This window comes from Streptomyces nojiriensis, from assembly GCF_017639205.1.
Taxonomy (GTDB): domain Bacteria; phylum Actinomycetota; class Actinomycetes; order Streptomycetales; family Streptomycetaceae; genus Streptomyces; species Streptomyces nojiriensis.
Window position 1 is genome coordinate 672,135 of record NZ_CP071139.1, and the last position, 25,828, is coordinate 697,962.

At 70.8% G+C, this 25,828-nt stretch carries 27 protein-coding genes; 17 read left to right on the forward strand and 10 right to left on the reverse strand.

Features of this window, described 5'->3' with window-relative positions; genetic code table 11:
* Window positions 1-194 precede the first annotated feature (194 nt).
* From JYK04_RS03295 to JYK04_RS03310, 4 genes are all read right to left on the reverse strand, one after another.
* Entirely contained in the window at window positions 195-659 is a 465-nt protein-coding gene (locus tag JYK04_RS03295) for a hypothetical protein (RefSeq protein ID WP_189747214.1), read from the reverse strand.
* A gap of 383 nt (window positions 660-1,042) precedes the next feature.
* Complete coding sequence (locus JYK04_RS03300) at window positions 1,043-3,148, reverse strand: pentapeptide repeat-containing protein (protein ID WP_189747212.1); 2,106 nt, start codon at window positions 3,146-3,148, stop codon at window positions 1,043-1,045.
* Between the two features lie 607 nt (window positions 3,149-3,755).
* Window positions 3,756-4,958: a helix-turn-helix domain-containing protein gene (locus JYK04_RS03305; RefSeq protein WP_189747210.1), complete on the reverse strand. Its 1,203-nt coding sequence runs from the start codon at window positions 4,956-4,958 to the stop codon at window positions 3,756-3,758.
* A gap of 115 nt (window positions 4,959-5,073) precedes the next feature.
* Window positions 5,074-5,736, reverse strand: a complete 663-nt coding sequence (locus tag JYK04_RS03310) for an HAD-IA family hydrolase (protein ID WP_189747208.1) — start codon at window positions 5,734-5,736, stop codon at window positions 5,074-5,076.
* A gap of 173 nt (window positions 5,737-5,909) precedes the next feature.
* Between JYK04_RS03310 and JYK04_RS03315 the strand changes: the two genes are divergently transcribed.
* The 10 genes from JYK04_RS03315 to JYK04_RS03365 all read left to right on the forward strand — a co-directional run bounded on the left by JYK04_RS03315 (window position 5,910) and on the right by JYK04_RS03365 (window position 11,915).
* Window positions 5,910-6,347, forward strand: coding sequence for a DUF6093 family protein (locus tag JYK04_RS03315; RefSeq protein WP_189747206.1), 438 nt, complete (start codon window positions 5,910-5,912; stop codon window positions 6,345-6,347).
* Window positions 6,344-6,766, forward strand: coding sequence for a DUF6093 family protein (locus tag JYK04_RS03320; protein WP_189747204.1), 423 nt, complete (start codon window positions 6,344-6,346; stop codon window positions 6,764-6,766). The genes JYK04_RS03315 and JYK04_RS03320 overlap by 4 nt, the downstream gene beginning before the upstream one ends.
* Window positions 6,767-6,806: 40 nt before the next feature.
* Window positions 6,807-7,217 carry a hypothetical protein gene (locus tag JYK04_RS03325; protein ID WP_189747202.1) on the forward strand — a complete coding sequence of 137 codons (411 nt, stop codon included), beginning with the start codon at window positions 6,807-6,809 and terminating at the stop codon, window positions 7,215-7,217.
* A gap of 124 nt (window positions 7,218-7,341) precedes the next feature.
* The gene (locus JYK04_RS03330) at window positions 7,342-7,632 is read left to right on the forward strand and encodes an HK97 gp10 family phage protein (protein WP_189747201.1); all 291 of its coding nucleotides are present in this window, start codon (window positions 7,342-7,344) and stop codon (window positions 7,630-7,632) included.
* 37 nt (window positions 7,633-7,669) lie between these two features.
* Entirely contained in the window at window positions 7,670-8,110 is a 441-nt protein-coding gene (locus JYK04_RS03335) for a hypothetical protein (protein WP_189747199.1), read from the forward strand.
* A 145-nt stretch (window positions 8,111-8,255) separates the two neighbouring features.
* A complete protein-coding gene (locus JYK04_RS42515) occupies window positions 8,256-8,747 on the forward strand; it encodes a phage tail tube protein (protein ID WP_229876887.1) in 492 nt (163 codons plus the stop codon).
* 11 nt (window positions 8,748-8,758) lie between these two features.
* Window positions 8,759-9,361, forward strand: a complete 603-nt coding sequence (locus tag JYK04_RS03350) for a hypothetical protein (RefSeq protein WP_189747194.1) — start codon at window positions 8,759-8,761, stop codon at window positions 9,359-9,361.
* Window positions 9,362-9,372: 11 nt separating this feature from the next.
* On the forward strand, window positions 9,373-9,699 hold the full coding sequence (locus JYK04_RS03355; RefSeq protein ID WP_229876886.1) for a hypothetical protein: 327 nt from the start codon (window positions 9,373-9,375) through the stop codon (window positions 9,697-9,699).
* 787 nt (window positions 9,700-10,486) lie between these two features.
* On the forward strand, window positions 10,487-10,912 hold the full coding sequence (locus JYK04_RS03360) for an ATP-binding protein (RefSeq protein ID WP_189747260.1): 426 nt from the start codon (window positions 10,487-10,489) through the stop codon (window positions 10,910-10,912).
* A gap of 103 nt (window positions 10,913-11,015) precedes the next feature.
* Window positions 11,016-11,915: an NAD-dependent protein deacetylase gene (locus tag JYK04_RS03365; RefSeq protein WP_189747192.1), complete on the forward strand. Its 900-nt coding sequence runs from the start codon at window positions 11,016-11,018 to the stop codon at window positions 11,913-11,915.
* An 88-nt stretch (window positions 11,916-12,003) separates the two neighbouring features.
* Here the strand turns inward: JYK04_RS03365 and JYK04_RS03370 are convergent, their stop codons facing one another.
* The 3 genes from JYK04_RS03370 to JYK04_RS03380 all read right to left on the reverse strand — a co-directional run bounded on the left by JYK04_RS03370 (window position 12,004) and on the right by JYK04_RS03380 (window position 15,897).
* Window positions 12,004-12,372 (reverse strand): PRC-barrel domain-containing protein, encoded by a 369-nt coding sequence (locus JYK04_RS03370; RefSeq protein WP_189747190.1) that lies wholly within the window; start codon window positions 12,370-12,372, stop codon window positions 12,004-12,006.
* Window positions 12,373-12,541: 169 nt separating this feature from the next.
* Window positions 12,542-14,269, reverse strand: coding sequence for a thiamine pyrophosphate-dependent enzyme (locus JYK04_RS03375; RefSeq protein ID WP_189747189.1), 1,728 nt, complete (start codon window positions 14,267-14,269; stop codon window positions 12,542-12,544).
* Window positions 14,270-14,292: 23 nt separating this feature from the next.
* Window positions 14,293-15,897, reverse strand: coding sequence for an FMN-binding glutamate synthase family protein (locus tag JYK04_RS03380; RefSeq protein ID WP_373297531.1), 1,605 nt, complete (start codon window positions 15,895-15,897; stop codon window positions 14,293-14,295).
* A gap of 178 nt (window positions 15,898-16,075) precedes the next feature.
* Here JYK04_RS03380 and JYK04_RS03385 point away from each other — a divergent pair, with 178 nt between their 5' ends.
* From JYK04_RS03385 to JYK04_RS03395, 3 genes are all read left to right on the forward strand, one after another.
* Window positions 16,076-16,264, forward strand: coding sequence for a hypothetical protein (locus JYK04_RS03385; protein ID WP_189747185.1), 189 nt, complete (start codon window positions 16,076-16,078; stop codon window positions 16,262-16,264).
* A 4-nt stretch (window positions 16,265-16,268) separates the two neighbouring features.
* A complete protein-coding gene (locus JYK04_RS03390) occupies window positions 16,269-17,003 on the forward strand; it encodes a restriction endonuclease (protein WP_189747183.1) in 735 nt (244 codons plus the stop codon).
* A gap of 67 nt (window positions 17,004-17,070) precedes the next feature.
* Window positions 17,071-17,751, forward strand: coding sequence for a 2-phosphosulfolactate phosphatase (locus tag JYK04_RS03395; RefSeq protein ID WP_189747181.1), 681 nt, complete (start codon window positions 17,071-17,073; stop codon window positions 17,749-17,751).
* A 42-nt stretch (window positions 17,752-17,793) separates the two neighbouring features.
* Here JYK04_RS03395 and JYK04_RS03400 read toward each other — a convergent pair whose 3' ends face one another.
* Entirely contained in the window at window positions 17,794-18,537 is a 744-nt protein-coding gene (locus tag JYK04_RS03400; RefSeq protein ID WP_189747179.1) for a TetR/AcrR family transcriptional regulator, read from the reverse strand.
* A 98-nt stretch (window positions 18,538-18,635) separates the two neighbouring features.
* Between JYK04_RS03400 and JYK04_RS03405 the strand changes: the two genes are divergently transcribed.
* Both JYK04_RS03405 and JYK04_RS03410 read left to right on the forward strand, forming a co-directional pair.
* Complete coding sequence (locus JYK04_RS03405; protein WP_189747177.1) at window positions 18,636-19,907, forward strand: FAD-dependent monooxygenase; 1,272 nt, start codon at window positions 18,636-18,638, stop codon at window positions 19,905-19,907.
* Between the two features lie 179 nt (window positions 19,908-20,086).
* The gene (locus tag JYK04_RS03410; protein ID WP_229876885.1) at window positions 20,087-20,731 is read left to right on the forward strand and encodes a ScbR family autoregulator-binding transcription factor; all 645 of its coding nucleotides are present in this window, start codon (window positions 20,087-20,089) and stop codon (window positions 20,729-20,731) included.
* Window positions 20,732-20,834: 103 nt separating this feature from the next.
* Here the strand turns inward: JYK04_RS03410 and JYK04_RS03415 are convergent, their stop codons facing one another.
* Complete coding sequence (locus JYK04_RS03415; protein WP_189747175.1) at window positions 20,835-21,971, reverse strand: hypothetical protein; 1,137 nt, start codon at window positions 21,969-21,971, stop codon at window positions 20,835-20,837.
* 222 nt (window positions 21,972-22,193) lie between these two features.
* The gene (locus JYK04_RS03420; RefSeq protein WP_189747173.1) at window positions 22,194-23,132 is read right to left on the reverse strand and encodes an alpha/beta fold hydrolase; all 939 of its coding nucleotides are present in this window, start codon (window positions 23,130-23,132) and stop codon (window positions 22,194-22,196) included.
* A gap of 137 nt (window positions 23,133-23,269) precedes the next feature.
* On the opposite strand from JYK04_RS03420, the gene JYK04_RS03425 reads away from it, so the two are divergent.
* On the forward strand, window positions 23,270-23,872 hold the full coding sequence (locus JYK04_RS03425; RefSeq protein WP_189747171.1) for a TetR/AcrR family transcriptional regulator: 603 nt from the start codon (window positions 23,270-23,272) through the stop codon (window positions 23,870-23,872).
* Between the two features lie 264 nt (window positions 23,873-24,136).
* Window positions 24,137-25,819, forward strand: a complete 1,683-nt coding sequence (locus tag JYK04_RS03430; protein ID WP_189747169.1) for a glycosyltransferase family 2 protein — start codon at window positions 24,137-24,139, stop codon at window positions 25,817-25,819.
* The last annotated feature ends 9 nt before the right edge of the window (window positions 25,820-25,828 follow it).

Below are 25,828 nucleotides of genomic sequence, written 5' to 3' on the forward strand. Positions count from 1 at the left end.
CCCGTCGGCGTGCGGGTCGATGTCGGGACGGGAGGCCGTCGGCCTCTTCGGTTCGGGTGCGGCGTGGACGTGCGAGGTGCCGGTATTGGCAAGGGGCGCACCGACCGCGACGTGTCCGACGACCCAGACGGCGGTCAGGAGCGAGCCAACCCAGTCCTGGTGTAAGCGGGGTTGGGTTGCAGCATGGCGGTTGCTCACAGGCCTTCCGCGCCGGTCTCGGGCCGGTCATGGCGGATGCCGTCCAGTTCACTCCAGCCGGAGGCGGCTTCGAGGACGCTCCGGCGGCGGGCCTGCTGGCCCGGCGTACGACGAGGAACCGACGCTGTGGCGACCGCGAGGAAGCCGCCACGGTCGCGGATCAGGGCGCCGAGCCGCTCGAACTCGGCCGAGTCGGAGACGACGTGGGCCTGGTCCGCGACGACGATGCCCCGGACCATTCCGTTACCGAGGGCATCTGTTATGCCACGCCATCCAATGCGATCGATCAGTGGTACGTCCGGGTCAGGGTCGGACCAGGCTCCCGCTACGGGCCACAGGCGGGCGTCAGCGTAGCGACGGGCGTACGCTTCCGATTCCTGGATGGTGGCAGCGTGCGGGGAGGAGCTGTAGACGGCGACGGGAACATGTCCGATGCCGCCGCCGTGCGGGTTCGTCGGCATGGTCCAAGCGTCGCGGGGCCGGGATGATCGGCCCAGGCACGAGGCGTGGCATTCGCCGCAACTCGCGAACGGCCAGACTGCCATGGGGCGTGGCGGTGGGTTGTCGTGGCTGAGCCTGGACTACTACGTTCCGTGGTAGTCACCCACGTGAGGGGCGGTCAGGCTGTCACGGGGCGTGGTGGTTGAGGGACGGGTGGGTCAGTTGGCTCTGTAGGTGGGTTTCGAGCACGTCTGTTGCTCGGCAGCAGGAACGCTCCTCTCTTCCGAGAAGTGATGTTGCCGAGTTCCGAGAACACCTCAGTGCTTACTTCAGGACCTTGGTTGTGCTTAGCCCGGCATGCCGAGGGTCGTGCGCTCAGCTCGTTGAACACCTGGTGGGGTGATCAGCGTTTGATTCGTCCACGTACGGCAAGGGCGGCCAGGGCGAGGAGGGTGGGTTCGAGGAGGCGGGAGGCCATTTCGATGTAGGTGCCACTGGTGGTCAGGTCCTGGCCGCTGGAGCGGAACACCACCGAGTTAAGCGTGACGTTCAGGGCCTTGTCGAACCGCTTGCTGGTGAATCTGTCCCCGGTGGGGTTCCGCGGATCCTCTTTGTCGATCACGAAGGTGGCCGTGCCTCCGCCGGGCGGCACAGTGCCGGCCGCTTGCTGCTTCGGCGAGTTCTGGGGGATCCCGAAGCCCATCAACAAGGTGATCGTCACCAGCATCGCGGCAGCGAGCCAACCCAGTGCGCGGGAGGCACGCAGGCCGTAGCCGGAGAGCAGCCAGTAGCCGTGTAGCAGGCCGCGTTCGCCGGGCGGGGTGCCGGTGTGATCGTGGCGGCGCATCTCCATCTCACCGTAGTAGAAGTCGGCCGCTCCCGGTTCGTTCTTGCCGTCCTCGAACGCCTTACGGAGTTGCCGGTAGGTGGCGGCGACATCCTCCGGGTCGGGGGTGAGGGCGGGGTTGGGATGGCGTGGTCCGGTGCGCCAAACGCTGGGCGAGGGAGGCCGCCCCGGGGCTGCGGCGGGCTGCCCGATCCACAGGGCCCGCCAGTGGTGTTCCTCGGCAAGGGTGCGTCGGCGGGTCCAACGCACCGGCCGTATGCCGCGGCGGTGCCAGCCTGTGGGGGTGGGGGCGAAGGTGCAGCGGCCTTCCAGACGGAGCTGGTCAAGGTGGAAGGCCCCGGTGAACAGGCAGTCGGACAGGTCGGTGTCGGTCAGGACCAGGTGTGCAGCGTCCACACCCTGTACCGAAGCCACCCGTACCTCGGCTGAGCCGGCCAGCAGGCTCTCGTTCACCGGCACCCTCTGGCTGATGCGGGCCTGAGGGTAGACGGCGAAGGCCGTGGGGTGGGTGATGACCGCTACGGGGAAGGACAGCACCGCGTGGCTCAAGTCCACCCGGGCGTAGCGCAGGCGCACCGTCGCCGTCGATTCCCACCGGGTCCGCACACAGAGCACCTCACGCGCCGCGATCTCCAGCGTCACCGGCGCCTCGAACACCGCACCAGACAGATCGACCACTTGCCCACATGCCAACGGCCCGAACCGCGACAGCACCGCGAACCGCGCCTCGTTGAACCCAGCGTCGCCGGAGAACCGTGCCCCCCCGAAGCCGGTGTCGCCGGAGAACTGCGCCCTGCCGAACCAGGCGCCGCCGGAGAACTGCGCCTCGCTGAACCCGGTGTAGCCGGAGAACTGCGCCCTGCCGAACCCGGCGCCGTCGGAGAACTGCGCCTCGCTGAACCAGGCGTTGCCGGAGAACTGCGCCCCGTCGAACCCGGCGCGGCCGGAGAACTGCGCCCCACCAAACTTGGCGTCGCCGGAGAACTGCGCCTCGCTGAACCAGGCGTCGCCGGAGAACTGCGCCCCGTCGAAATGGGCGGCGCCGGAGAACTGCACCCCGTTGAACTCGGTGCCGCCGGAGACCTGCACCCCGAAGAAATAGGCGCGGCCGGAGAACTGTGCCCCGTTGAACTCGGTGCCGCCGGAGACCTGCACCCCGCCGAAATGGGCGTCGCCGGAGAACTGCACCCCACCGAACTGGACGTCGCCGGGGAACTGCACCCCGTTGAACCAGGCGTTGCCGGAGAACTGCGCCCCGCCGAAATGGGCGGCGCCGGAGAACTGGGCGGCGCCGGAGAACTGTCCCCTGCCGAAATGGGCGTCGCCGGAGAACTGCGCCTCGCGGAAGTGGGCGTCGCCGGAGAACTGCGCCTCGCGGAAGTGGGCGGTGCCGGAGAACTGCGCCTCGCCGAAATGGGCGTCGCCGGAGAACTGCGCCTCGCGGAAGTGGGCGGTGCCGGAGAACTGCGCCTCGCGGAAGTGGGCGGTGCCGGAGAACTGCGCCCTGCCGAACTGGGCGTCGCCGGAGAACTGCGCCCCGCCGAACTGGGCGTCGCCGAGGTGGGGTTTTTGAGTGGTGGGGTCATGGAGAGCGTGGAGGAGTGAGGTGAGGAGTGGTTCGGTGAAGTGGGTTCCGCGGTGGTCGATGTCGGCGCCAGGCATCAGGCTGACCAGGTACGTGTTGCGGTCGGCGTCAGTCAGGTGCGCCAGGCATGCGGTGTGCCCGGGGACGTGGATGCCGGGGCAACCGATTGGGTCGCTGGCGGGGTTCGCGCCGTGTGCGCAGTGCGGCCAGGGAGGTGCAGTCGGTATGGGGTTCGACGGTGTGTTCATGCGGGTGGTGGCTCCGATGGTGTATCTCGGGGCAGGGGCGACGACAGACGTTGTGGTCTCTGTTCAGGTGCTGCCGTCGGGGAAGGGGCTGTACGCACGCAGGGGCTGTCGCCGGCTTCCCTGCGGGGGTGGCGGTCGCCCTGGTAGCGAGGCACATGCCCCAGCACTCGTCGCTTTCGGCAACCCCCTGCCGGCCAGTCGCTCTCCACCAGCCCAGCCTGCCAGCCAAGTCACAAGAACACAGGCGGGTTCAACAAACCGGACACCCACCCGCTACTCATGACGCCGCTGCTGCCTGAGGGTCAGCAGCGGGCCGCCGTTGCGCGACACGCACGCAATTCTGTTCCTGGTACTCGCCAACATTTCGGCAGCAGCCATCCGCGGTCGTTCCCGAAATCCGACAACAACCGTTTCCGGATGTGGCCTACGTAGCCAGTCAGTGCATGCCGAAGGGAACCCCGGCAGCATGGGCAAGGCCGCGAAGGCGGGCGACGGAGACGCCAGCTAGGCGGCTGATGATGACGCCAGGGAGCATCTGGTGGCGCACCCAGCCGGGTGCCATCCGGCACACGCTGTCGAGAGTTTCGGCGGCCTGATCCCACTTGCGGCACTCGAGGTGGGTGAGGGCAACGTCAAGGCCGTATCTGGCGCGGGTGGCCAGGGGGACGTTGTTGCCCAGGTGGACGGTATCCATGAGGCGCAGCGCGCCGGCGGTGTCGCTGAGGGCGACGGCGATGCTCATCGCCTGTGTGGCGGCGTACATCGGACCGTAGGGCTGGGCGTGGTCGCCACGGGCGTGCTCGATGCCGATGCGTGCTGCGACTGCGTGAGCTTGGGACAGGTATTCGCGGGCGGTGTCAGCGGTGGCGCCGCCGCGGGAGGCGGCGACAGCGGCGTTGGTGACGAGCTGCCCGTACACCGACAGCCGGTCCGGGTCGTGTTCGCTCATCTTCGGCTCGATGCGGTCGGCCTGTGCGGCAGCGAGGGCGAAGCCTTGGGCGGTGCGGCCGTCGCGAAGGTTCACCCATGCCGTTGTGGCCGACAGGTGTGCGTCCCGCAGATCGTCCCCGGCCTGCACGGCGATCTGTCGACCGTAGGTGAGGGCGGCGTAGGCGAGATCTCGGGAGCCCAGGACGTTCGCCATCATCCCGGCCGTCTGGAAGGTGTCAGCAAGGAGGCCGGCCGCCTGTTCCTTCTCGGCGTGATCGGCGTGGTCGTAGCGGGCCCGCGCTTCGGGGAGTAGGCGGGTGAGTAGGGCGCCGAGATGGGTGTACTGGCCGGACCAGTAAGCGGCGTCGGCGTGGCGGACGACGCTGCGGAGCTCGTTCAGCGTGCCGGGGCTGGTGTCGGCGGGAATGCCGATCGCGGCGTCGTGGGTGACGGCGGACAGGGCTCGGAGGGCGGAGCGTTCATCGCGGTCCATGGAGCGGCGGGGCGCTTGCTGGCCGAGGAGGACGGCGATGTCCGTGCCGAGGGCGTGGGCGACGGACAGGAGGGACGCGATGGAGGCGGTGCCGCCGCGTTCGAGCTTGCGGATCACGCCGACTGATACTCCGGCTGCTTCGGCTAAGCCCTCCTGGGTCATGCCGCTGCGGAGGGCCTTCAGTCTCTCGCTGTTCGTGTACTCCGACCACTGCACGCGCGCACCTCCTGTGATGAGTGAGGTACGGACCGTACAGGGGGTGGGGTGGCTGCCGACAGGGTTCGACCGGCCGGGAGTTGACGGCTTCCGGCCTGGTCGGCGCCACCGGAGTTCAGACGGTGAGAGGAACGCTGATTCCGAGGAGGGCTTCCAACTCCGAGACCGTCGCTTCCTCATCGGCAACAAGGACTGTGGAGATGCCGAGGGCGGCCGCCGGGGGAAGGTTTACGGGGTGGTCGTCGGCAAATACGCATGCCTCGCCGGGAAGGCCAAGTCGTTCGAGGGTGAGCTGGTAGATCTCCGGGTTGGGCTTGGCTAGGCCTACCTGTTCGGAAATGACGTGGACATCGAAAAGCCCCCAGATCCCGGCATGCTCGTACGGGTTGTGAGGGTCCATTCCGAAGCTGTTCGAGAGCAGCGCGGTACGGAGGCCGGCATCGCGTGCGGCCTGTGCGAGGGCGGCCATCCGGCGTGCGGTCGGCACGCCTGACCAGGCTCGGCCCATCAGGTTGGTCGGGTCCACACCAGGGCCGATCAACGGCGCAGTGCGGGCGTTCCACTCCGCTTGCCCAATCTCCCCGACTTCGAGGGCTTCGTACAGTCGGCGCCCTTCGGGGTGATCGTTCAGGGTCGATCGCCATGCTTCGGGGTCGAGCCCCTGAGCGGAGCACCACTCCCGGTGGATGGGGCGCGGGTCGGACGTGAGGACCCCGGCAAAGTCGAGGATGAGCCCCTGAAGGGCTGAGCGAGTTGCGCTGTCGGTGGGGTGCGGCATGCTGTGGGCGTCCCTTCTGATGGCCTCACTTGGGACCGTACAACCCGCCCGCCCTTGAGCGTTGGGCGTGAGGGGCTTCGCTTGCAGGGGATTGGCGCTCGGCAGTCAGGCGACGTGCGGCAGATGACTCCACTGTGGCGGACTCTGTCAGTAGTTCGGCATACGCTCGTGGCATGAGCACTCCCACTGAGGGGCTGACTCTGGGGGGCGTCAGCGCGATCGTCGAGAAGAAGGTCCTCACCAGCAGGATCAGGATCGAGCGCAAGGGGAAACCGGTGTTCAACCCGACCACCGGTCAGTACGAACCAGGGCCCCCGGTCGTGGTCTATGAAGGGCCCGGTGCGCTCTTTCCCGCTGACGGGCCTTCCGTTGTACTCCACCTGGCAGGGCAGGCGTACGTGGACGACACGCGCTCCCGGTACAGGCTGCTGACGCCGCTCTCCGCGCCCGTTGCCTCCAGGGAAGACGTTGTGCGAGTCATGGAGGCAGCCGATCCGGCAGCAGTAGGCCGCACGTGGCGCGTGCTGGACATCGGCGAGACCGCCACTCTGAGCGTGGTCCGCACCACCTGGATCGACCAGAACACGCAGCGGACGGGCGGCACGCCATGACCACAGGCATCGACCCGGACGAGGTGCGCCGCCACCTTGAGTCGGCGCTGCTCGTCGACACCGTGCGCATCACCCGCCCCACCGGTACTGCTCCGCTCGACCCGGACACCGGCCTCGTCGGCGCCGTGCCAGTAGAGGCCGTGTACGAGGGGGCGGGAGCTGTGCTGTCCGGACACGGGCAGGTGACAGCCGAGGGCATCGTCGGTCGTCAGTGGCTGGACGACACTGTCTCCTGGTACCGACTCCTTACTCCGCTGGGTGCGGCGCTGCCAGCCCGGTATGACCGCGTGGAGGTGGTAGCCGCGCACTCCGGCAGTCCCGCGACTGTTGGCAGGATCTGGCAGGTCCTCGACCCGTCCGAGGCATCCACCGTCGAGCTGGTTCGGGTTACGCGCCTGGACGAGATCACCCCGCCCTGAGCGAATCCGAGCGATCTACGATCGGGCATACGCTCGAATCATGGAGATCACGACCAACCGGATCACCGATCCTCACCAAGTCCGAATCACCTCAGGCGCCGGCGGCGGGACTATCGCCCTCGACGGCGTAGACCTCTCCCGCCTCGTCCAGGGCTACACGCTGCACCAGGTGGCCGGTCAACCCGCGCAACTGATCCTAGAGTTTGCGCCTGGCCGGCCGGTCGCGGAGTACGACGGCCTCGCCCGAGTGGCGGTCGGCGTGCCGTACGAGCCCGGAGAGGCGGCAGACCGCTTCCTAGCCGCCATCGACGCCAAGCTCTTGGAGGAGGCGGCCATGCACCGGATGGACCTGGCAGGCGGCAGGTTCACTGCTGCCGTCGTCGAACAGCTTCGCCAGTGGGCTCGGGGCGACACAGGCGAGGGGGCAGAACCCAGTGCCCTCCTCGTCTAACTCCCACCCCAACGCACACGGCGCCGCTGGGGCTTACACGAACGCCGCCCAGATCGCGGCGCTCCTGGATGCGCGAGCGGCCAGGACTCTGCCGGAGACGCTGTCTGTCGTCCAGCATCACGCCATGCTCCTTGAGACCCGCATCAAGGCGCGGGCCTCCGGTCGGCCCGGCCCCAACGCGCCGACCGGGGACTACCGGCGCAGCTGGACCCATGAGGTATCCACCGACGGTGTCACCGTGACGGCTGCCGTCGGCACGAACAAACCCCAGGCGCGACGCCTGGAGTACGGCTTCGTTGGCGCAGACAGCCTCGGACGGATCTACAACCAGGCCCCTCTGCCGCATGTGGGCCCGGCAGTTGAGGAGGTCCGGCCTCTCTTCCTCGCCGCCCTCGGCGACGCCATCGGAGACTGACCGCTCCTGCGTACCGCAGGAGGAGATTGGAGGAGCTGTGCCCGTCTCCGGCCGCGAGGTCTCCCTCGCCGTGCAGAAGATGTTGTCCACTGCCACCACCCGAAGCTGTGGGTACGGAACTGCACCCACCGCCTCCAGCACTCCCACCGGAGCCCAGGTTCCCTACTCGGTTCTCTACCCGCTGGGGCTAACGACCGCCGGACCGCCGTACGGACAGGCCGACGGTGACGCGCGCGCCCTGCTGCAAGTCACCAGCGTGGCCACCACCGCTGAGCAAGCCGAATGGATGGCGGACCGGGTCCGGGCCGCGATGCTGTCCCGGAAGGGCGGCAGCAACGGCGCGTACGCGACTGACATCGCCATCCCGGGATGCGCCGTCCTCCAGCGTGCCCTGGACAAGGAGGAGGGAGTGGCCGTCGCCGGCGGGATATACAGTTACGTGCAGCGGTACGTGGTTGAGGTGACGTCGCTCTCCTGACCAGCACCGCCCTTACCGCGGAGGCCCCGACGCGGACGTCCGGCCGACGGCACGGACTGATTCCCCAGTCGCGCTGCGCGCGGCGTCGTGGGGACGGGCCTCCGGTGCGTGCCGCTCCAGGGGTGTCCCCGGAGCGCGAGAATCAGTGGGTACCACCCAGCAGCGGTTCATGCGGCGTGGAACGACCGCCTTTTTCTTCCTTAAGGCCGTTGCCGCCCCTTCCAACATCCCGACGCGGGCGGAGCTGACCGGCAGCAACGCGACCGATCTGGCCGAGGCCATCTCGGACATCGAGGGCTGGGCCCTTGAGAACGTCCCCATCGAAACGCCGGACATGGCGAGCGAGTTCACGACCTCCATCCCGGGTGAGGACAAGGCCGACAACAGCAGCTTCACCCTGTACGAGGACAAGGTCGACGGCACCCTGGAGACGCTGCTGTCCAAGGGCAGCGAAGGCTACGTCGTGATCCTGCGCAAGGGCGACATCCCCCAGTCCAAGTCGATGGATGTCTTCCCAGTCCGCGTGGGCAGCCGGTCCGCGACCTACACGGCCGGCGCCGAACCGGCCAAGTACAAGGTGTCCTTCGGCATCACCGCGAAGCCGAGCCTCGACGCCCCCATCCCGGCGAAGGCGTAAGGGGAAGCCGCATGTCCACGCACACCCCTCCCCCCTCGGTCGTGGCCCGCGACCCCCACTGGGCCGCCAAAATGCAGCGGCTCCGCAGCCGGCGCCTGGCCGAACGAACCCTGTCCATCTGCGACGACCCGACCCTGAAGGCCGCCGTCACCGAAGCCGCCCTCGGCCTCGCGCGCGCCCGAACCGAAGCGCAGGCCGCGTCGATCGAGCAGGGCATCACCGAATCTGCCCGCTCCGAGTGGGTAGCCCAGCGCCCGGAGGTCCTCGCAGCCGAAGGGAGACTCGCCGACGCCCAGAAGGAACTCGATCAGGAGACGGAGCGGCTGACCTTCCGGGCTCTGCCCCGTCCGGCGTGGGAGCAGCTGCTTCGCGAGCATCCCCCGACCGAGGCCCAAGCCGACGCGGGCATGGAGTACAACGTCGAGACGTTCCCCGCGGCCCTGATCGCGGCGTGCCACATCGAACGTGACGCGGCTGGAGCCGAGGTGCCGAGCATGACGGAAGCCGACGCCCAGGAGCTCCTCGACAGCTGGGCCGACGCCGACGCTAAAGCCTTGTTCACGACAGCACTGGTCGTCAACCAGACCATCCGTGCCGACCTGGGAAAAGGCTGATCGAAGACCCTGTGTTCAGGGCTGAGATGCAGCTGTGCGCCTCGTACGGCATCCCGCACAGCCACTTCTCGGGCGCCGGGGACGGACGGTGGTCGGCGCTCGACCGGGCGAAGGCCCTCGCCTACCTGGCCTACACGCAAGCCTCGTGCGACGGGTGCGGCACCCGCGCGGCCGAGTGGGACGAGGGCGTGGGCGGCGATCGGTTCGCCTACGTGCCCGAGCCGTACCGCTGCCCTGGGTGCGAGCTGATCGAGATGGAGCGTGAGCAGGTCCCGGATGGGGCCGAGGGCCGGGGGATGAAGATCGGGCTGCGGCCCCGGAAGGACGTGACGCCGTGAGCGGCGCCTACACCCTCTACGTCAACCTCATGGCCAACACTGGGGGCCTCACCAGCGGCCTTCGGGGCGCCGCCGGTCAGCTGCGAACCTTCGACAGCGGGTTGGCCGGGGTCGGAACACGTCTGGGGTCGGTACGGACCGCCACCGAGGCCCTGACCCGGGCGCAGGCAGCCGCGTCCGCCGAGGCGATCCGGTCCCAGGCCCGGGTGACCCAGGCAGCTGAGCGGGCGGCGGCCGCGCAGCAGGTCGTCACCCGGGCCCACCGAGCCCAGGCCCTCGCTGCTTCCTTGGCGACCCGGGCTCAGGAGGCGCATACAGCCGCCACCATCGCCGGTGAGCGTGCGGCACGCGCGCAGGCCCTCGCCCAGACCATGGCTTCGCGGGCCCAGGCCACGGCCGGCGCGGGGGCGGCCGCCGCTGCCCGCACCGCAGCCGCCGCTCAGGTCGCCGCAGACCGCGCAGCCCAAGGAGGCGGCGTCCATCCCCTGATCTTCGCAGGGAACCTCGTCCTGCAGGGAATGTCGGGGTTGGTGGGGCCGGACGGCGCGAACCGGGGTTTCGGAGGCCTCATGGCGGCCACACGCGCAGTGGGAACGGACTACGAGGGAAGGAAGCGCTCCCATGACGACGATGGTCCTGCTGATCGCTCCGATGGCGTTGGCCCTGCTGCTCGTCCACCGCAGGGGCGGGCACCGTGCCCGGCACCGGGCGAGCCGGTCCTGACGGGCGTCCCGGCCGGTCCGGTCCGGCGTCACACGAGAGCGCGAGCGAGGTGAACGCGGTGTCCATGCGTGCCAAGGGCTGGGCCGCTTCCTTCCCCGTGCACCGAGGGGTGCGCGAGGCCCGCCGGTGGACCGCGGAACGCCTGGACTCCCTGCAGTGGACGACCAACGCCCCCGACACCGCGCACTCCGTCCTGTTGACGGTGTCGGAGCTCGTCACCAACGCGCACGTCCACGCGCACAGCGGCGCCGGGCTGGTGCTCACGTGGGACGGCCGGTGCCTGCACGTCAGCGTCGCCGACGCAGACCCGGAGCTGCCGGCCCCGCGCGACCCCTCACGCGAGGCGACTTCCGGACGGGGACTCGCCATCATGGACGCCCTCGCCGATGCCTGGGACGCCCATTCCTTCCACGGCGGCAAGACGATCACCGCCTGTTTCCGTCCCCGGGTGACACCCGCCCCGCACACCGGCGAGTCCCCCGACGCGTGACGGCCCAGCGGTCCGCCGGGCTCCGGCCCGGTGCGGCGGTGCGGTGGCCGCACCGGGGGCGCGGTCCTGTGCCGCTGTCGGGCCTGTTCCGTACCCTGGCTGCATGCGTACGCGCCCCACTCTGAGCTGGACCCCCACCGAGGACCTGCGGCCGGGCACCACGGATCCGGAGCCGGTCGCCGATGCGCTGAGGACCGGCGGCGTTCTGGTGCTCAGCGGGGCGGGCCTCTCCACGGAGTCGGGCATTCCCGACTACCGCGGCGCGGGTGGCAGCCTGCGTCGGCACACGCCGATGACCTACCAGGAATTCACCACGAGCATCCACGCCCGGCGCCGCTACTGGGCCCGCAGTCACCTGGGCTGGCGCACCTTCGGCCGCGCCCGGCCCAACGCCGGGCACCGGGCCGTAGCGGCGTTCGGGCGGCACGGCCTGCTCTCGGCGGTGATCACCCAGAACGTCGACGGCCTGCACCAGGCCGCCGGCAGCCAGGACGTGGTGGAACTCCATGGAAGCCTGAACCGGGTCGTCTGCCTTTCCTGCGGTGCCTTCAGCACGCGCCGGGAGCTCGCCCGGCGGCTGGAAGAGGCCAACGCGGGCTTCGAGCCCGTGGCCGCCCGGCTGAATCCGGACGGTGACGCCGACCTCACCGACGAACAGGCCGGAGACTTCACCGTCCTGCCCTGCTCGGAATGCGGCGGCATCCTCAAACCGGACGTGGTGTTCTTCGGCGAGAACGTTCCCCCGCACCGGGTCGAGCGCTGCCGCGAACTGGTCGATGCGGCGACCTCACTCCTGGTCCTGGGATCCTCGCTGACGGTGATGTCCGGCCTCCGGTTCGTCCGCCAGGCAGCCCAGGCGGGAAAACCCGTACTGATCGTCAACCGGGACCCGACCCGAGGCGACCGGCACGCCGCCACTCGCGTCGCGCTCCCCCTGGGGGCGACCCTCGCCGGCCTCGCCGACGGACTGGACATACCCGTCGACGGCCGGCCGGCGGACTGAACCAGGCTCCCGCCCGGGCCGAGCGCCGTCGAGGACAGCCGGGCGGGGCCCGGACTCGTCGAGTCCGGGCCCCTCCCCCCATCGCGGGTCAGACGAACGGGCCGCCGAACGGGCCGGCGGGGCCGTAGTAGAGGGCCAGCTGCTCGCGGTAGCCCGCGTCGCCGAGGTGCCTGTCCCGGTGGAACTCCGGGGAGCCCTTGATCTGTTCCTTGGTGCGCTCCACGTGGATCGTCCGCTGCTCCGGGTCGATCGAGATCACGGTGGCGGCCGGCAGGAGCACTTCCCTGCCGAAGATCCACACCCCTGTATCGACGACCAGGTAGGCGTCACCGACCTCGTCGGAGTGCTTGTCGACCTTGCCGATGCTTCCGTCGACCGCCTCGACCTCGTAGCCGGTGAGATCGGTACCGGCCAGGTGGCCCGACGTCGACTTGTAACTCCACGCGTGCTCGGTCACGTGAGAACAACTCCTCCGGTTCGAGTGAAAGGATCGACCGACCTCTTGAACGGCGTCTGCCCCGGCATCCCCGTTGTGAACACACGCATTTCTCCTTCCACCGCATCACGCGAGAGGGCGGAGGGTGCTCACGGGCGTTTCGCGGCCGGCCGGCGTCCCGCGGTGCCCGTCAGCCCTCACGGCCCGGCAGGAGCTCCTTGGCCTTGGCCACGGCGAAACCCCAGCCCTGGGCCACAGTCGGTTTGCCGGGCACGGCCACTTCCTCCGGGTTGGTGAGCACGTCCAGCAGGACCGGCCCCGGCGTCTCGAAGGCGCGGCGTACGCCTTCGTGGAGATCGGCCGGGTCGGTGACCCGGATCCCCGTCAGGCCGAGGGCCGTGGCCACTGCGGCGAAATCGGGGTTGTCGAGTTCCGTCCCGAATTCCGGCAGCCCTGCCTGCTCCTGTTCCAGCTTGACCATGCCCAGGCGGCGGTTGTCGAAGACGACGAGCTTCACCGGCAGCCCGTACGTCTTGATGGTCATGAGGTCGCCGAGCAGCATGCTCAGCCCGCCGTCCCCGCAGAGCGCGACGATCTGCCGGTCGGGCGCCCACAGCTGGGCACCGAGGGCCTGGGGCATGGCATTGGCCATCGAGCCGAGGTTGTACGAGCCGATCAGGCGGCGGTCGCCGCGCATGGTGACGAATCGGGAGAGCCAGACGGTGGCCATGCCGGTGTCGGAGGTGAAGACGGCGTCGGCGTCGGCGTAGGCGTCCACCGCCGCCGCCAGCGCCTCCGGGCGGATGGCGTGCTCGCGGTTGTCCAGGACGGCCCGCAGCTTCCCGGTCCAGCGGTGCTCGTGCGCAGGGTCGGCCAGCCGCTGCTGTCCCTCCTGCCAGCGCAGGAAACGCTCCCGGGCGTCGTCGAGGTGCGCACGGTCCGGGACCGCCTTCACAAGCGGCAGCAGGGCCCGCAGCGTGGCGCCGACGTCGCCCGCCAGGCCCACGTCCACGGGGGTGCGGCGTCCCAGGTGCTCCTCGCGGGAGTCGACCTGGATCACCTTGGCATCCTTCGGGTACCACTCCCGGTAGGGGAAGTCGGTCCCCAGCATGAAGAGCACGTCCCCGCTGTCGAGCGCGTGAGCGGCGGCGGGGTTGCCGATGAGGCCGGTCTGGCCCACCTGGAAGGTGTTGTCGTCCTCGAATCCCTCCTTCGCCTTCAGCGTGAGCACCATGGGCGCCGCCAGCAGCTCGGCGGTCCGCAGGACCTCGGTACGGGCCTCGCGGGCGCCCTGCCCGACGAGGAGGGTCACCCGGGACGCGGCGTTCAGCAGCTCGGCGGCCCGGGCGAGGGCCGGGTCGTCGGGCCGGGTGACGGCGCGGTCCAGGGCGAACCGCGTGGGCCTGTCGTCGCTCAGCTCCTGATCGCCCAGGTCGCCGGGGACGGTCAGGACGGCCACCCCGCCCTGGGTCACGGCGGCGCGCACGGCCGATTCGAGCAGGCGCGGCATCTGGTCCGGGGAAGTGACGGTGGCCCGGTGGACGGCGACATCGCGGAAGAGCAGGTCGTTGTCGACCTCCTGGAAGTAGTCGCTGCCGATCTCGGCGAGGGGGACCTGGCCGCAGATGGCCAGGACGGGCGTGCGGCTCTTGGCGGCGTCGTAGAGGCCGTTGAGCAGGTGCACGGATCCGGGTCCCACCGTGCCCATGCACACCCCGAGGGTCCCGGAGAGCTGGGACTGCGCCGAGGCGGCGAAGGCCGCGGCCTCCTCGTGGCGGCAGCCGACCCAGTTCAGGCCGACGGATGTGCGGATGGCGTCGGTCAACGGGTTCAAGGCGTCACCGACGACGCCGAAGACGTGCTGGACGCCGAGCTCCTCGAGTGCGTCGACGATGACGTGGGCGACGGTACGTGCCACGGGACAGCCCTTCGTTTGCCGGTTCAGCGGCCGGTTCGGCGAGTGGAGTGGGTGAAGCGGTCGGGGTCGGCCGCCTTCCAGTCGGCTGCCCAGCTTTCGGGCGGCGAAGCGATCAGTTCCCCGGGGGCGAGCCAGGCGTACAGTTCGGCGTACGAGCGGACGGTGTGCGGATCCACCCGCTGGAGCAGCATGTGGGGGCGCAGCCCGCGCGCGTCGTCGACGCCCATGGCCGCCATGATCTGCAGCGCGCTCTTGACGGTCGCCTCCTGGTAGCGCCGTACGCGCTGCGCCTTGTCACCGACGTCCAGGGCCCGCGCGCGCCGCTCGTCCTGGGTGGCGACCCCGACGGGGCAGGTGTTGGTGTGGCAGCGCTGGGCCTGGATGCAGCCGATCGCGAACATCATGGCGCGGGCCGAGTTGGTGTAGTCGGCGCCTTGGACCAGGCGTTTGACGAGGTCGCTTCCGGTGGCGACCTTTCCGGAGGCTCCGATCCGGATGCGGTCGCGCAGCCCCGAGCCCACGAGGGCGTTGTGGACCGTCATCAGGCCGTCGCCGAGCGGCAGGCCGACGTGGTCGGCGAACTCCAGGGGCGCCGCGCCCGTTCCGCCCTCCGCCCCGTCGACGACGATGAAGTCGGGGGTGACGCCCGCCTCCCGCATGGCCTTGCACACGGCGAGGAACTCGCGGCGCGAGCCGACGCACAGCTTGAACCCCACGGGCTTGCCGCCGGCGAGCTCCCGCATGCGGGCCAGGAAGCTCACCAGCTCGCGCGGGGTGGAGTACACGCGGTGGAACGGCGGCGAGACGACCGTCTCCCCCTGCGGCACCCCGCGCACCCGCGCGATCTCCGCGTTCACCTTGGCACCGGGCAGGACGCCGCCGATGCCCGGCTTGGCGCCCTGACTGATCTTCAGCGACACACATTTGACCTGTGGGTGCGCGGCCTTCTCGGCGAACTGCCGCTCGTCGAAGCCCCCGTCGTCGGTGCGGCACCCGAAGTATCCGGTGCCGATCTCCCACACCAGGTCCCCGCCGGGGCGCCGGTGGTACTCGGACACGCCGCCTTCGCCGGTGTCGTGGGCGAAACCGCCCAGCTGGGCACCTGTGTTGAGGGCGAGGACGGCGTTGGCGGACAGGGAGCCGAAGCTCATCGCCGAGACGTTGAGCAGGGACATGTCGTACGGCTCGGTGCAGTCGGGTCCGCCGACCCGGACCCGGGGAGGATCGGCCCGTACCGGGTGCGGGGCCATGGACGGCGTGAGGTATTCGCTGCCGGGCCGGAGGAGGTCGAGTTCGGTGCCGAACGGCTCCTCCGCGTCGGTGCCCTTGGCCCGCTCGTAGACGATGCTGCGGGTGTCACGGTCGAAGGGGCTGCCGTCGATGTTCCGCTCGATGAAGTACTGCTGGATCTCCGGCCGCAGCGCCTCCAGGGCGAACCGGAGGTGACCGAGCAGAGGGTAGTTGCGCAGGATGGAATGCCGGCGTTGCAGGAGGTCGTACGAGGTCACCAGAACGAGCGCCGCCGACGGAACGGCCGCAGCCCACCACCAGGGCGAGAGGAGGACGGCGCCGGCCGCGGCGAGCGCCGCTGCGGCGCCGGGCAGGATGAGGGCAAGTGTCTTCAGCACGTCCCGCTTGTGTCCCGTCGGCCGCGCCCCAAGCATTCCCGAGCGAGCCGCCCCGGACGGTCGGCACCCGAAAAGCCCTTCCGCCTCTCCGCGGCACAGCCCAATCCTGCGCGAGCGGCCACTCATGATCCGGCCTCTGCGGGGAACACGGCCGTCACCGACCGAAAGGGGCATGGACATGCTCGGCATCACCGCCGCAGTGCTGTTCTTCGTCGCATTCCTGATCAACGCCGCCACCATCAGCACCGACGAAGTGTTCAGCTCCACCAACTTCATGCTGCTCGGCCTCGCCGCGCTCGCGCTCCACGTCGCCGGCATAGGCCACGGGTGGGCGGCCCGCGGGCGGGGCCGGGGCCGTAGGCGCTGATCCCATGACACGGAGGGAAAGAAGGAGCGGCGTCCCGCGGAGCGGCGCAACGCTCGGGCGCGATCTGGTGCTCGCCGTGGGGCTGGCCGGGACCGCCGTGGGCGGACTGGCCGTCTTCGTCAGGGCCGCCTCGGCGGCCGGGACGCGGCTGCCGGTCCTGCCGGTGGCCGCGGCGGCGGTGCTGCTGATCGGCGTGGCGCTCGCCGGATGGAGCGCGTCCCCTGTGCAGCACCGCTCCACGGCACCACCCGACCCCGGTGCACGGCCCGCGACGGATCCGCCGGACGTGGGAGCCGACGCGCTGGACCATGCCGCGGTCGATGCCGACGGCTTCGAGCACACCATCGCCGCGCTCTGCGTACGCGACGGCTGCACCCCGGTGGAAGTGGTGGGCGGCGCGGGTGACCTGGGCGCCGACGTGACCGCCACGACCCCGGACGGACTGCGCGTCGTCGTGCAGTGCAAGCACTACGCCGAGGACAACCGGGTCGGCTCGCAGGACCTGCAGCGGTTCGGCGGGACCTGCTTCGCCGTCCACGACGCCGACGTCGCGATCATCGTCACCACCGGTCAATTCACCGCGCCCGCCCTTGAGTACGCCGCCACGTGCGGCATCGTCTGTATCGACGGCGAGGCCCTGGCGGCCTGGACCGAGCCGGGCGTACGGCCGCCGCCCTGGGTATCGGACACGGTCCGCTCCGACCTCACCCCGGCGCCCGGCGGCCGGGCCCCGAGGTGAGGTCGAACCGGGCACCGTGCGTCCGATTCCGGGTGCACCGGATCGGGCATGCGCGATCATGAGTGGAATGGACACTCGATTCCTCGGCATATCCGATCTGTCAGAAGCCCCGTCCGTGGCGGTCGTGGTCGACGTCATGCGTGCTTTCACCGTGGCTGCCTGGGCCTTTGCCCAAGGGGCAGAGAAGATCGTTCTTGCCGAGTCGCCGAACGAAGCCCTGGCGCTGAAAGCCGGGCACCCGGATTGGGTGGCGCTCAAGGACGGTCCGCCGGCGCCCGGCTTCGACCTCGTCAACTCGCCGGGCCTGCTGCGGTCGGTCGACCTCGGCGGACGGACCGTCGTGCAGAAGACCACGGCGGGAACGGTCGGCGCCCTTGCGGTCAAGGAGGCGTCGCTGGTGCTGTGCGCCGGCTTCGTGGTGGCGGAGGCGACGGCTCGGCTCCTGCGGACGCAAAACAGTGACAGCGTCACGTTCGTGGTCACCGGCGAGGACGGGCAGGCCGATGAAGATCTGGCGTGCGCCCAGTACATCGCCCTGAGGGCCACCGAGGCGGGGACGGATGCGGCCGAGTTCCTCCGCCGCGCCGCGCAGTCGCGCGCCGCCGCCGAACTGGCGGAGGGTGGGCGTCAAGGAGTCCACCCCGACGACGTCGCGCTCTGCCTCGAGGTCGACCGGTTCCCCTTTGCCATGGTGGCGGCCTTGGAAGGCTCGCTCATGGTCCTCCGCCCGTGGGGCGGATCCGGCTGAGCGACAACACCGGGTGCAACAGCGCCCGGTGCGTGCGCGACGTCAGTCCCCGTCCGCGCGGCGGGTCATCAGGAGTTCGAGCCCGTCCAGGATGCGGCCCAGCCCGAACTCCAGGGCCTGGTCCCGCCCGCCGTGTGCCGCCGCCGAGGCCAGGGCCGCCCCGAGTGCGGGGAACCGTTCACCGTGCTCACGCATCACCTCGCCCAGTACCGCCGCGAGCTGGGCGTCCGGGCCCTCCCCCGCGGCCCCGGACCCGGGTCCCGCGCCGGCGGCCCGCTCCTGTTCCGCGATGCCGCGTACGTGTCCGGCGAGCAGTACCACCGCGTCCATCGCCTCGGCCCCGGTCAGCCCGCACCCGTCGAGCGCGGCGAGGGCCCGCTCCATCCATTCCAGCTCCCGGGGGCCCATGACCCGTACGCCGACGGTCGCTTCCAGCAGCCACGGGTGGAGCCGGAGGCCCTCCAGCAGCCCCCGCGCCCACTCCTCGAGCCGCTCCCGCCACGGGCCGCCCGTCGACTGCGCCGACTCGGGCATCGCGCCCTCCACCATCAGCGCGACCAGTTCGGCCTTCCCCGGCACGTACCGGTACAGGGCCATCTTGGTGACGGACAGCTCCGCCGCCACCCGCTGCATCGACGCGCCGCCCAGGCCCTCCGCGTCGGCGATCTCGATGCCGGCCCGGGCGATCCCTTCCAGCGTGAGCCCCCGCTTCGGTCCCCGCGCGGGTCCGGCCGGCGGCGGCCCCCACAACAGGCGTACGGCCGGGCCCCACTGTTCGCTCGTCATCGCATTCACCTTGCGCTCGCACCAAAACCGCGTCTACCGTACACGGTATTGAATCAGTGTCCGTCGGACACAATTATCTCTCGGCCCAGGAGTCCTCCATGACCACACCCTTCGCACCGGCCGGCGGCCCGCGCCCCGCGGCCCGCAGCGTCCTGATCTCGGGCGCCGGCATCGCGGGCCCCGCCCTCGCCCACCGACTCGCCCGCCACGGCCTGCGCCCCACGGTCGTCGAGGCCGCCCCCGCCTTGCGCCCGGGCGGCCAGGCCGTCGACTTCCGCGGCGCAACCCAGCTCCACGTCCTGCGCCGGATGGGGATCCTCGACGCCCTCCACCGGGTCCGGACCGGCGGCAGCCCGATGACCTTCGTCGACGCCGACGGCCGCGAACTCCTGCACCTGCCAGCCGAGTTCGCGGGAGGCGACATCGAGGTCCTGCGCGGCGACCTCTCCCGGATCCTCCACGAGGCCTCGCTCGCCGCCGGCGCCGAGTACGTCTTCGGGGACTCCCTCACCTCCCTCGCCGAGACGGCCACCGGCGTCGACGTCACCTTCCGCCGCGCCCCACCCCGCACCTTCGACCTCGTCGTCGGCGCCGACGGCCTCCACTCGAACGTCCGGCGCCTCGCCTTCGGCCCGGACGCCGACCACGTCACCCACCTCGGCCACTACGCCGCCACCTGGAGCCTGCCCCACCACCGGGACCTGGGTCTGGACCTGCGCCCCGGCGCAGGCGCCATCGGCCACAACGCCCCCGGGCGGCTGGCCAGTGTCGCCGCGGACCGCACCGACCCCGCCCGGGCCCGCGCCTTCTTCGTCTTCGCCTCCCCCGAGCTCGCGTACGACCGCCAGGACCCCGAGGCCCACAAACGCCTCCTGCTCAGGGCGTTCGCGGGCCTGCCCTGGAAGGTGAACCGCTTGCTCGACTCCCTCGACACCGCCGACGACCTCTACTTCGACTCGATCAGCCGCGCCGACGTCCCCGCCTGGTCCGTCGGCCGGATCGCCCTCCTCGGTGACGCCGCCTGCGGCGCGACCATCGGCGGGATGGGCACCGGCACCGCGATCCTGGGCGCGTACGTCCTGGCCGGTGAACTCTCCCGCTCGCCCCGGGACCACCGGGCCGCCTTCACCCGCTACGAATCCCTGCTGCGCGCCTACGCCCAGGACCGCCAGAAGGGCGGGGCCCGCACGGGCCGTTTCCTCGCCCCCTCGTCGAGGCCTGGCCTGCGCCTGCGCAACACGGCGCTCAGCCGGCCCCGCGTCCTCGCCTGGATGCTCGAGGCGGCCAAGGACGCCACCGCACTCGCGCTCCCGGACTACTCGGACTTCCCGGACCGCCCGGTCAACTCACCTTCGGCACACGCCCATTGACGTCAGAGTGCGCTCACCGCAGAAAAAGAATCAGGCAAAGAAGCACACAACTCCCCGAACCGCTCCGCGTCTTCGCAGAAAAGTACCTGCCGACTGGTTTCCTTTCGCAATGCCCGACTAGATTGACGGGACACCGCGGCGAACACCGCTCGGGCAGTGACCAAGGGGACGAGCAGAACGTGGCGAGGGCCAGACAGGAGCGGGCCGAGATCACCCGCCAAGCCATACTCGACGGGGCGGCGACCGCCTTCGATCTCAGCGGGTTCGAGGGCACCAGCCTCAGCGACGTCGTCAAGCACGCCGGAGTCACCAAGGGCGCCCTGTACTTCCACTTCCCGTCCAAGGAAGCCCTCGCCCGCACCCTGATGGACGAGCAGTTCCAGGTCTCGGAACACGTCCCCACCGTCGAGAACCCGGGCCTGCAGACCGTCATCGACCTCACCCACCAGATGGCCCACGGTCTGCGCACCGACGTCCGCATCCGCGCCGGCATCCGCCTGGTCATCGAGTTCGGCTCCTTCACCCACCCCGACCCGACCCCCTACGACGCCTGGATCGACACCTGCCGCAGCTGCCTGACCCCCGCTCAGCAGCGCGGCGACATACACCCGTCGCTCGATGTCCAGGACCTCTCGACCCTGCTCGTCGGAGCCTTCACCGGCATCCAGGTCACCTCACACGTCCGCACCCGCCGCGAAGACCTCCACACGCGCGTCACCGACCTGTGGAACTTCCTCCTCCCCACGATCGTCCCCCCGCAGCGCATCACCCGCTTCCACCCCACGGGCACGCCCGAGACGGCCCCACCCGCCCCCGCCCACTGACGCAGGACGGCCCCGCACACGCCGTGGCGAACCACGGGGGTGCTCGCCACGGCGTGCCCGAGACCGCCCTGCCCCGAACGAACCGAACCGCACCGCACCGGCCCTACGGCCGGGGGCTCTCCAGTACGTACGCCTGCTTGGACGCGCAGGTCCAGATCACCGGCCGGACCCGGTTCTGTGCGTCCAGCGCGGCTCCGCCGACCCGGTCGTCGTCCGTGACGGCGAAGGCTGCGGTGAACAGGGCCGGGCCCAGCCCCGGCAGGACGCGCATCGGCCCCTTGCCGGTCCAGTACTGCGCCCGCGCAGGCGGGCTGTCCGGCGGGCGCGGCGACGCGTAGGCGAACTCGGCCAGGCCGACCGCGACGCCGGTGTTCGGGCTGATCGCGTCGAACGTTCCGCCGATCGCGCCGGGCGCCCAGGGTGCGTACACCGCAGGGCCGTCGGGTCGGTTCCACACCACGGCGTACTCCGCGGTGTCGGGCCCCTGGCCCCGCTTCGCGTAGCCGACGATCCGGCCCGAGTCGTCGATCCCCCGGGTGACGTGGTGGTCCCCCGTGTCGTCGAAGGGCGCCAGCACCGAGGGCGCCGAGTCCGGGTACGCGGGCCAGTAGAGCCCCGGGACGGCGAGGAACTGGCGGCCGGGGCGCCGTTCCAGCTCCCAGGCGTTGCCCGACACCTGCCCGGCGTTGTTGAGGCCGGACATCTGGCTGAGCATGTATCCGGCGGGCGGGGGCAGTTCGCGGCGCGGCCGGCCGTGCGACCATTCCACGCCGACGGTCCGGTTCCGGGCGGCGTCCCAGAGACTGCCGACGATGACGCCGCGGTCGTTGACCCCGCTCGCCTCGTCCCCGCCGGGCAGTACGGTGATGGCGGGATCGCCGTGCCGGTAGCTGAACGCCTTGCTGCCGTCGCCGGTGGTCACCTGCCCGACCATGAGGCCGGACCGGTTGACGTCCTTGACCCGGCCCGTGCTGGAGCCCTCGGGCACCGGCACCGCGTACACCTGCTCGCCGATCCAGTACGCCGGCTTCATGCCGGACATGCCGACCGCCAGGCGCGACTGCCCCGGTGCGATGGCCGAGACCTGGGTGTGGCGCACCCAGGGGCTCGGATGCGGATCGTCGGTGGCGGGCAGCTTCTGAAGGACCTGGATGGACGGCTTGCAGGATGCAGCCGTGGCCCCCGCGGCCGCCTGCGCGGGAGCCGTCATACCGAGGGCGGCGAGGAGACTGCCCGCCACGGCGAAGCCCGTACGCCTCGTACGTCCTGTACGCCCTGCGCCCCTCGTGTTCCTGGTGCGTCGCGTTCTCGTTGTCATGAATCCCCCCGGATCACGTCACGTGGAAGCCGAACCGCAGGGAGACATCCTTGCCCCGCCGGACCGGGATGAACAGCGACGATCCGGACAATCGACTCGTCACTTCCGGACCTGCCCACGGAATCCGCGGACGCCGGGCCGGGCTCAGGACCCGGCGGGGGCGAGGGAGTCGACATCCTCCATGAAGCTCAGCATCCGCTCGTTGACCAGGTCGGGGTGGTCGATCTGCGGGCCGTGGCCGGTCGCGGCGACGATCTCGGCGCGGGCGCCCGGTATCAGGCGCGGCACGCGTTCCAGCTGGCGCTTCGGGTGTACGAGCAGGCTGCGCTTGCCCAGGACGAGGTAGAGCGGGGTGCGGATGGAGCGCAGCGCGTCCTCGGCCAGCGGCAGGGGTGCGGGGCGCCGGATCCGGAAGGCGCGGGCACCCAGCTGGACCCACTTGCGCAGCTCGGGCACGACGATGACCGGCTGCTCCAGCCAGGCGGCGAGGCGCGGGCGCAGCGCCTTGGGCGCGAAGCTGGCGAAGAGGCTGACGAAGACCCAGGCGAAGAAGCGCAGGCCCACTTTCTCCAGGCCGCCCGGGTCCAGGAGCGTGACGGAGGCGAGCCGGCCGGGCCGGCGGTGCGCCTGGTTGAGCACCAGCCAGCCCCCGTAGGAGGAGCCGACGAGGTGGACCCGGTCGAGGCCCAGTCCCTCCAGGGCCTCGTCGAGCCACTGGGCCGCGCGCTCGGGCTGCCACATGGGTTCGCGGTGGATGCTGCGGCCGGCGTCACCCGGGGTGTCGAGCGCGTAGACGGGGCGTTCGGCGCTGAGTGCGGGGGTGTTGGGGTACCACATGGCCGAGCAGTAGCCGGCGCCGTGGATCAGGACGACCGGGGTGCGGGACTCGGCGGCCGGGTCGTCGGGGCCGTAGCGGTAGACGTGCGTGGTGCCGAAGCCGGTCTCGACGTCCGTCTCGTGGCGGGCGGGTGCGCCCATCGCGTAGAGCGCGTCGCCCGCGGCGAAGTACCGGTCGCGCAGCTCATCGCTCACATAGCGGCCGACGTCGCGGCGCGGGCGGGTTCGGGCGGTGTTCTCGGGCACGGGGCACCTCCGGTCTTCGAAGATCCATTCTTCGTAATACGAACGTACCATAAAGCTGGTACAGCGGTACCATGAAAGAGTCCGGGCGGTCCGGACCGCGAACGCGAGCGCACCACCAACGGGCGGAGACACGACACATGCCGAAGCGCGTGGACCACGAGGAACGGCGGGCCCAGATCGCCGAGGCGCTCATCCAGGTGGCCGGGCGGCGCGGACTGCACGCCGTGGGCATGCGCGACGTCGCGGCGGAGGCAGGGGTGTCACTGCGACTCGTGCAGTACTACTTCGAGACCAAGGAGAAGCTGCTCTTCTACGGACTGCAGCACCTCACGGACCGCTTCACCGCGCGCGTGGGCGAGCGCCTGCGCGCCGTCGGCCCGGACCCGGGGCCGCGCGCGACCATCGAGGCGCTGCTGCTGGCCTCCCTCCCCACCGACGAAGAGGGGCGCACCTTCCACCTCCTCTACAGCTCGTACTCGATCCTGTCCGTGACCGACGAGGCCCTGGCCGCCCAGCCGTTCATCGACAACCCCGACGCCGCGGAGAACGCCGTCGCCGGGCTGCTCCGACAGGCCCAGGAGAGCGGTCTGGCCGACCCGTCCGCCGACGCGCGCATCGAGGCGATCAGCCTGCTCGCCATGACGGCGACGATGGGCACGAGCATCCTGGTGGGCCAGCGGAATCCCGAGTCGGCCGTCGCGGTACTCCACCACCACCTCGACCGGATCTTCACCGCCTGACCCCCGCCCCGATCCCTCCCCCGGCCCGCAACGACCCGGCCACCCCGGCGAGTTCCAGGACTGTTCACCCCCACGTGACCCGCACCTCCCCGGACCCGCCGGGCGCGGCCGGTCGAATGGCGAACCGAGAGGTCTGGACCATTGAAGTCGCGCCAAACCGTGGCGCATTGGCTCCGGTGCCACACTCTCGCAACAACTGGTCTATACCTTTGGCATTAGGGTGGGCCATCTGAAACGGGTACATGCACAGCCGTGGGGGGCTTTATGACCTTTCATCATCTTCCGCAACCACCATCCGACGAAGAGCTCTACTGGTACTTCGGTCCGCAGCGCCGCTGGGTCCTCGTCAGCACCTCGCTCGCCTTCGTGTTCACGGCGGCGACCATGTTCACCTTCGCCCTGCGGACACCGGCCCTGTGGGCGTTCCTCGCCGTCCTCGGCCTCAACCTCGTCGCCCTCGTCCTGTCCTGTGTCAACAGCCTGCGCCAGCGCCGGCTCACCCGGCAGTCGCACGAGGTGCTCATCCGGGCCTGGCGGCCCGCCACCCTGCCGGACGTCGATCTGTACCTGCCGACCTGCGGCGAACCGCTCGACGTCCTGGGCAACGCCTACCGCGCGGTCGCCGCCGTCGACTGGCCCGGCGCGCTGACCGTCTGGATCCTGGACGACGCCGACCGGCCCGAGGTCGCCGCGCTGGCCGCCTCGTACGGCTACGAGTACGTCGTACGACCCGACCGGGGGCACCTGAAGAAGGCCGGCAACCTCAACCACGCGCTCACCCTGAGCAGCGCCGAGTTCATCGCGATCCTGGACGCGGACTTCGCCCCGCGCCCGGACTTCCTGCGCCACCTCGTGCCCTACCTGGCCGATCCGGCCGTCGGCATCGTGCAGAGCCCGCAGTGCTTCGACACCGACGAGTCCATGGGGTGGATCCAGCGGGCCGCCGGCTCCGCGCAGGAATGGTTCTTCCGCTGGATCCAGCCGTCCCGGGACGCGAGCGACGCCGCCATCTGCTGCGGCAGCAACGCCGTGTACCGGCGCGGCGCGATCGACCTGGCCGGCGGCTTCGCCCGGCTCGACCACAGCGAGGACCTGTACACCGGGCTCGCCCTGCACGAGCAGGGGTTCCGCACCCTGTACGTGCCGGTGCTGGTCGCCAAGGGCACCTCGCCCGACCGGGTCACCTCCTTCGTCAACCAGCAGTACCGGTGGGCGATGGGCAACCTCCACCTGCTCGGCACGCCCGTGCTGCGGCGGATGCGCGCGCCCTGGCGGATGCGGCTGTGCTTCTACGAGGGCATCGTCGGCTACCTGACCACCGCGGTGAACACCTTCGCGGCACCGTTGCCGCCGCTGGTGATGATGTTCTGGTTCCCGGACCACATCCGGCCGTGGCACGTACTGCCCCTGCTCGCCCCGCTGTGGCTGTGGCACGTGCTGCTGCCGCGGATCAGCCGCACCCGCTGGCGGGTGGAGGTCATCCGGGCGAACGTCCTGACCAGCGTGGCCGCCGCGACCGCGTTCGTGCACACGCTGCGCGGGCGCAGCGCCGCCTGGGTGCCCACCGGCGCGCGGGGTGCGGGGGCTCCCGGCGGGATGGCCCGCCGGGTGGTCGCCGTCTCGCTCGTCTGGCTCGTCCTCTCCAACGGGGCCGCGGCCACCGGTCTCGCGCTCGCCGTCGCCCGCAACGGCTGGGAGCCCAACTGGGGGCTGCTCCTCTACCTCCTGGTCCAGTGCCAGATCAACGTCCCGCTGATCCGGGACCTGGTGGCCGAGCTGCACCCGGCGGCGGGGCCGGTGCGCGCCCGGGTACGGGCCGCGCTGCGCCCGCGCGGCGGCGTGCTGCCGCGGCGCTGGCCCGAGACCGTCGCCGCTTCCGCGGTCCTCCTGCTCACCGGCCTGCTGGCGTCGGGGTGGGTCGACCCGATGCTCCCCTGGCTGAGTTGAAAGGCACCA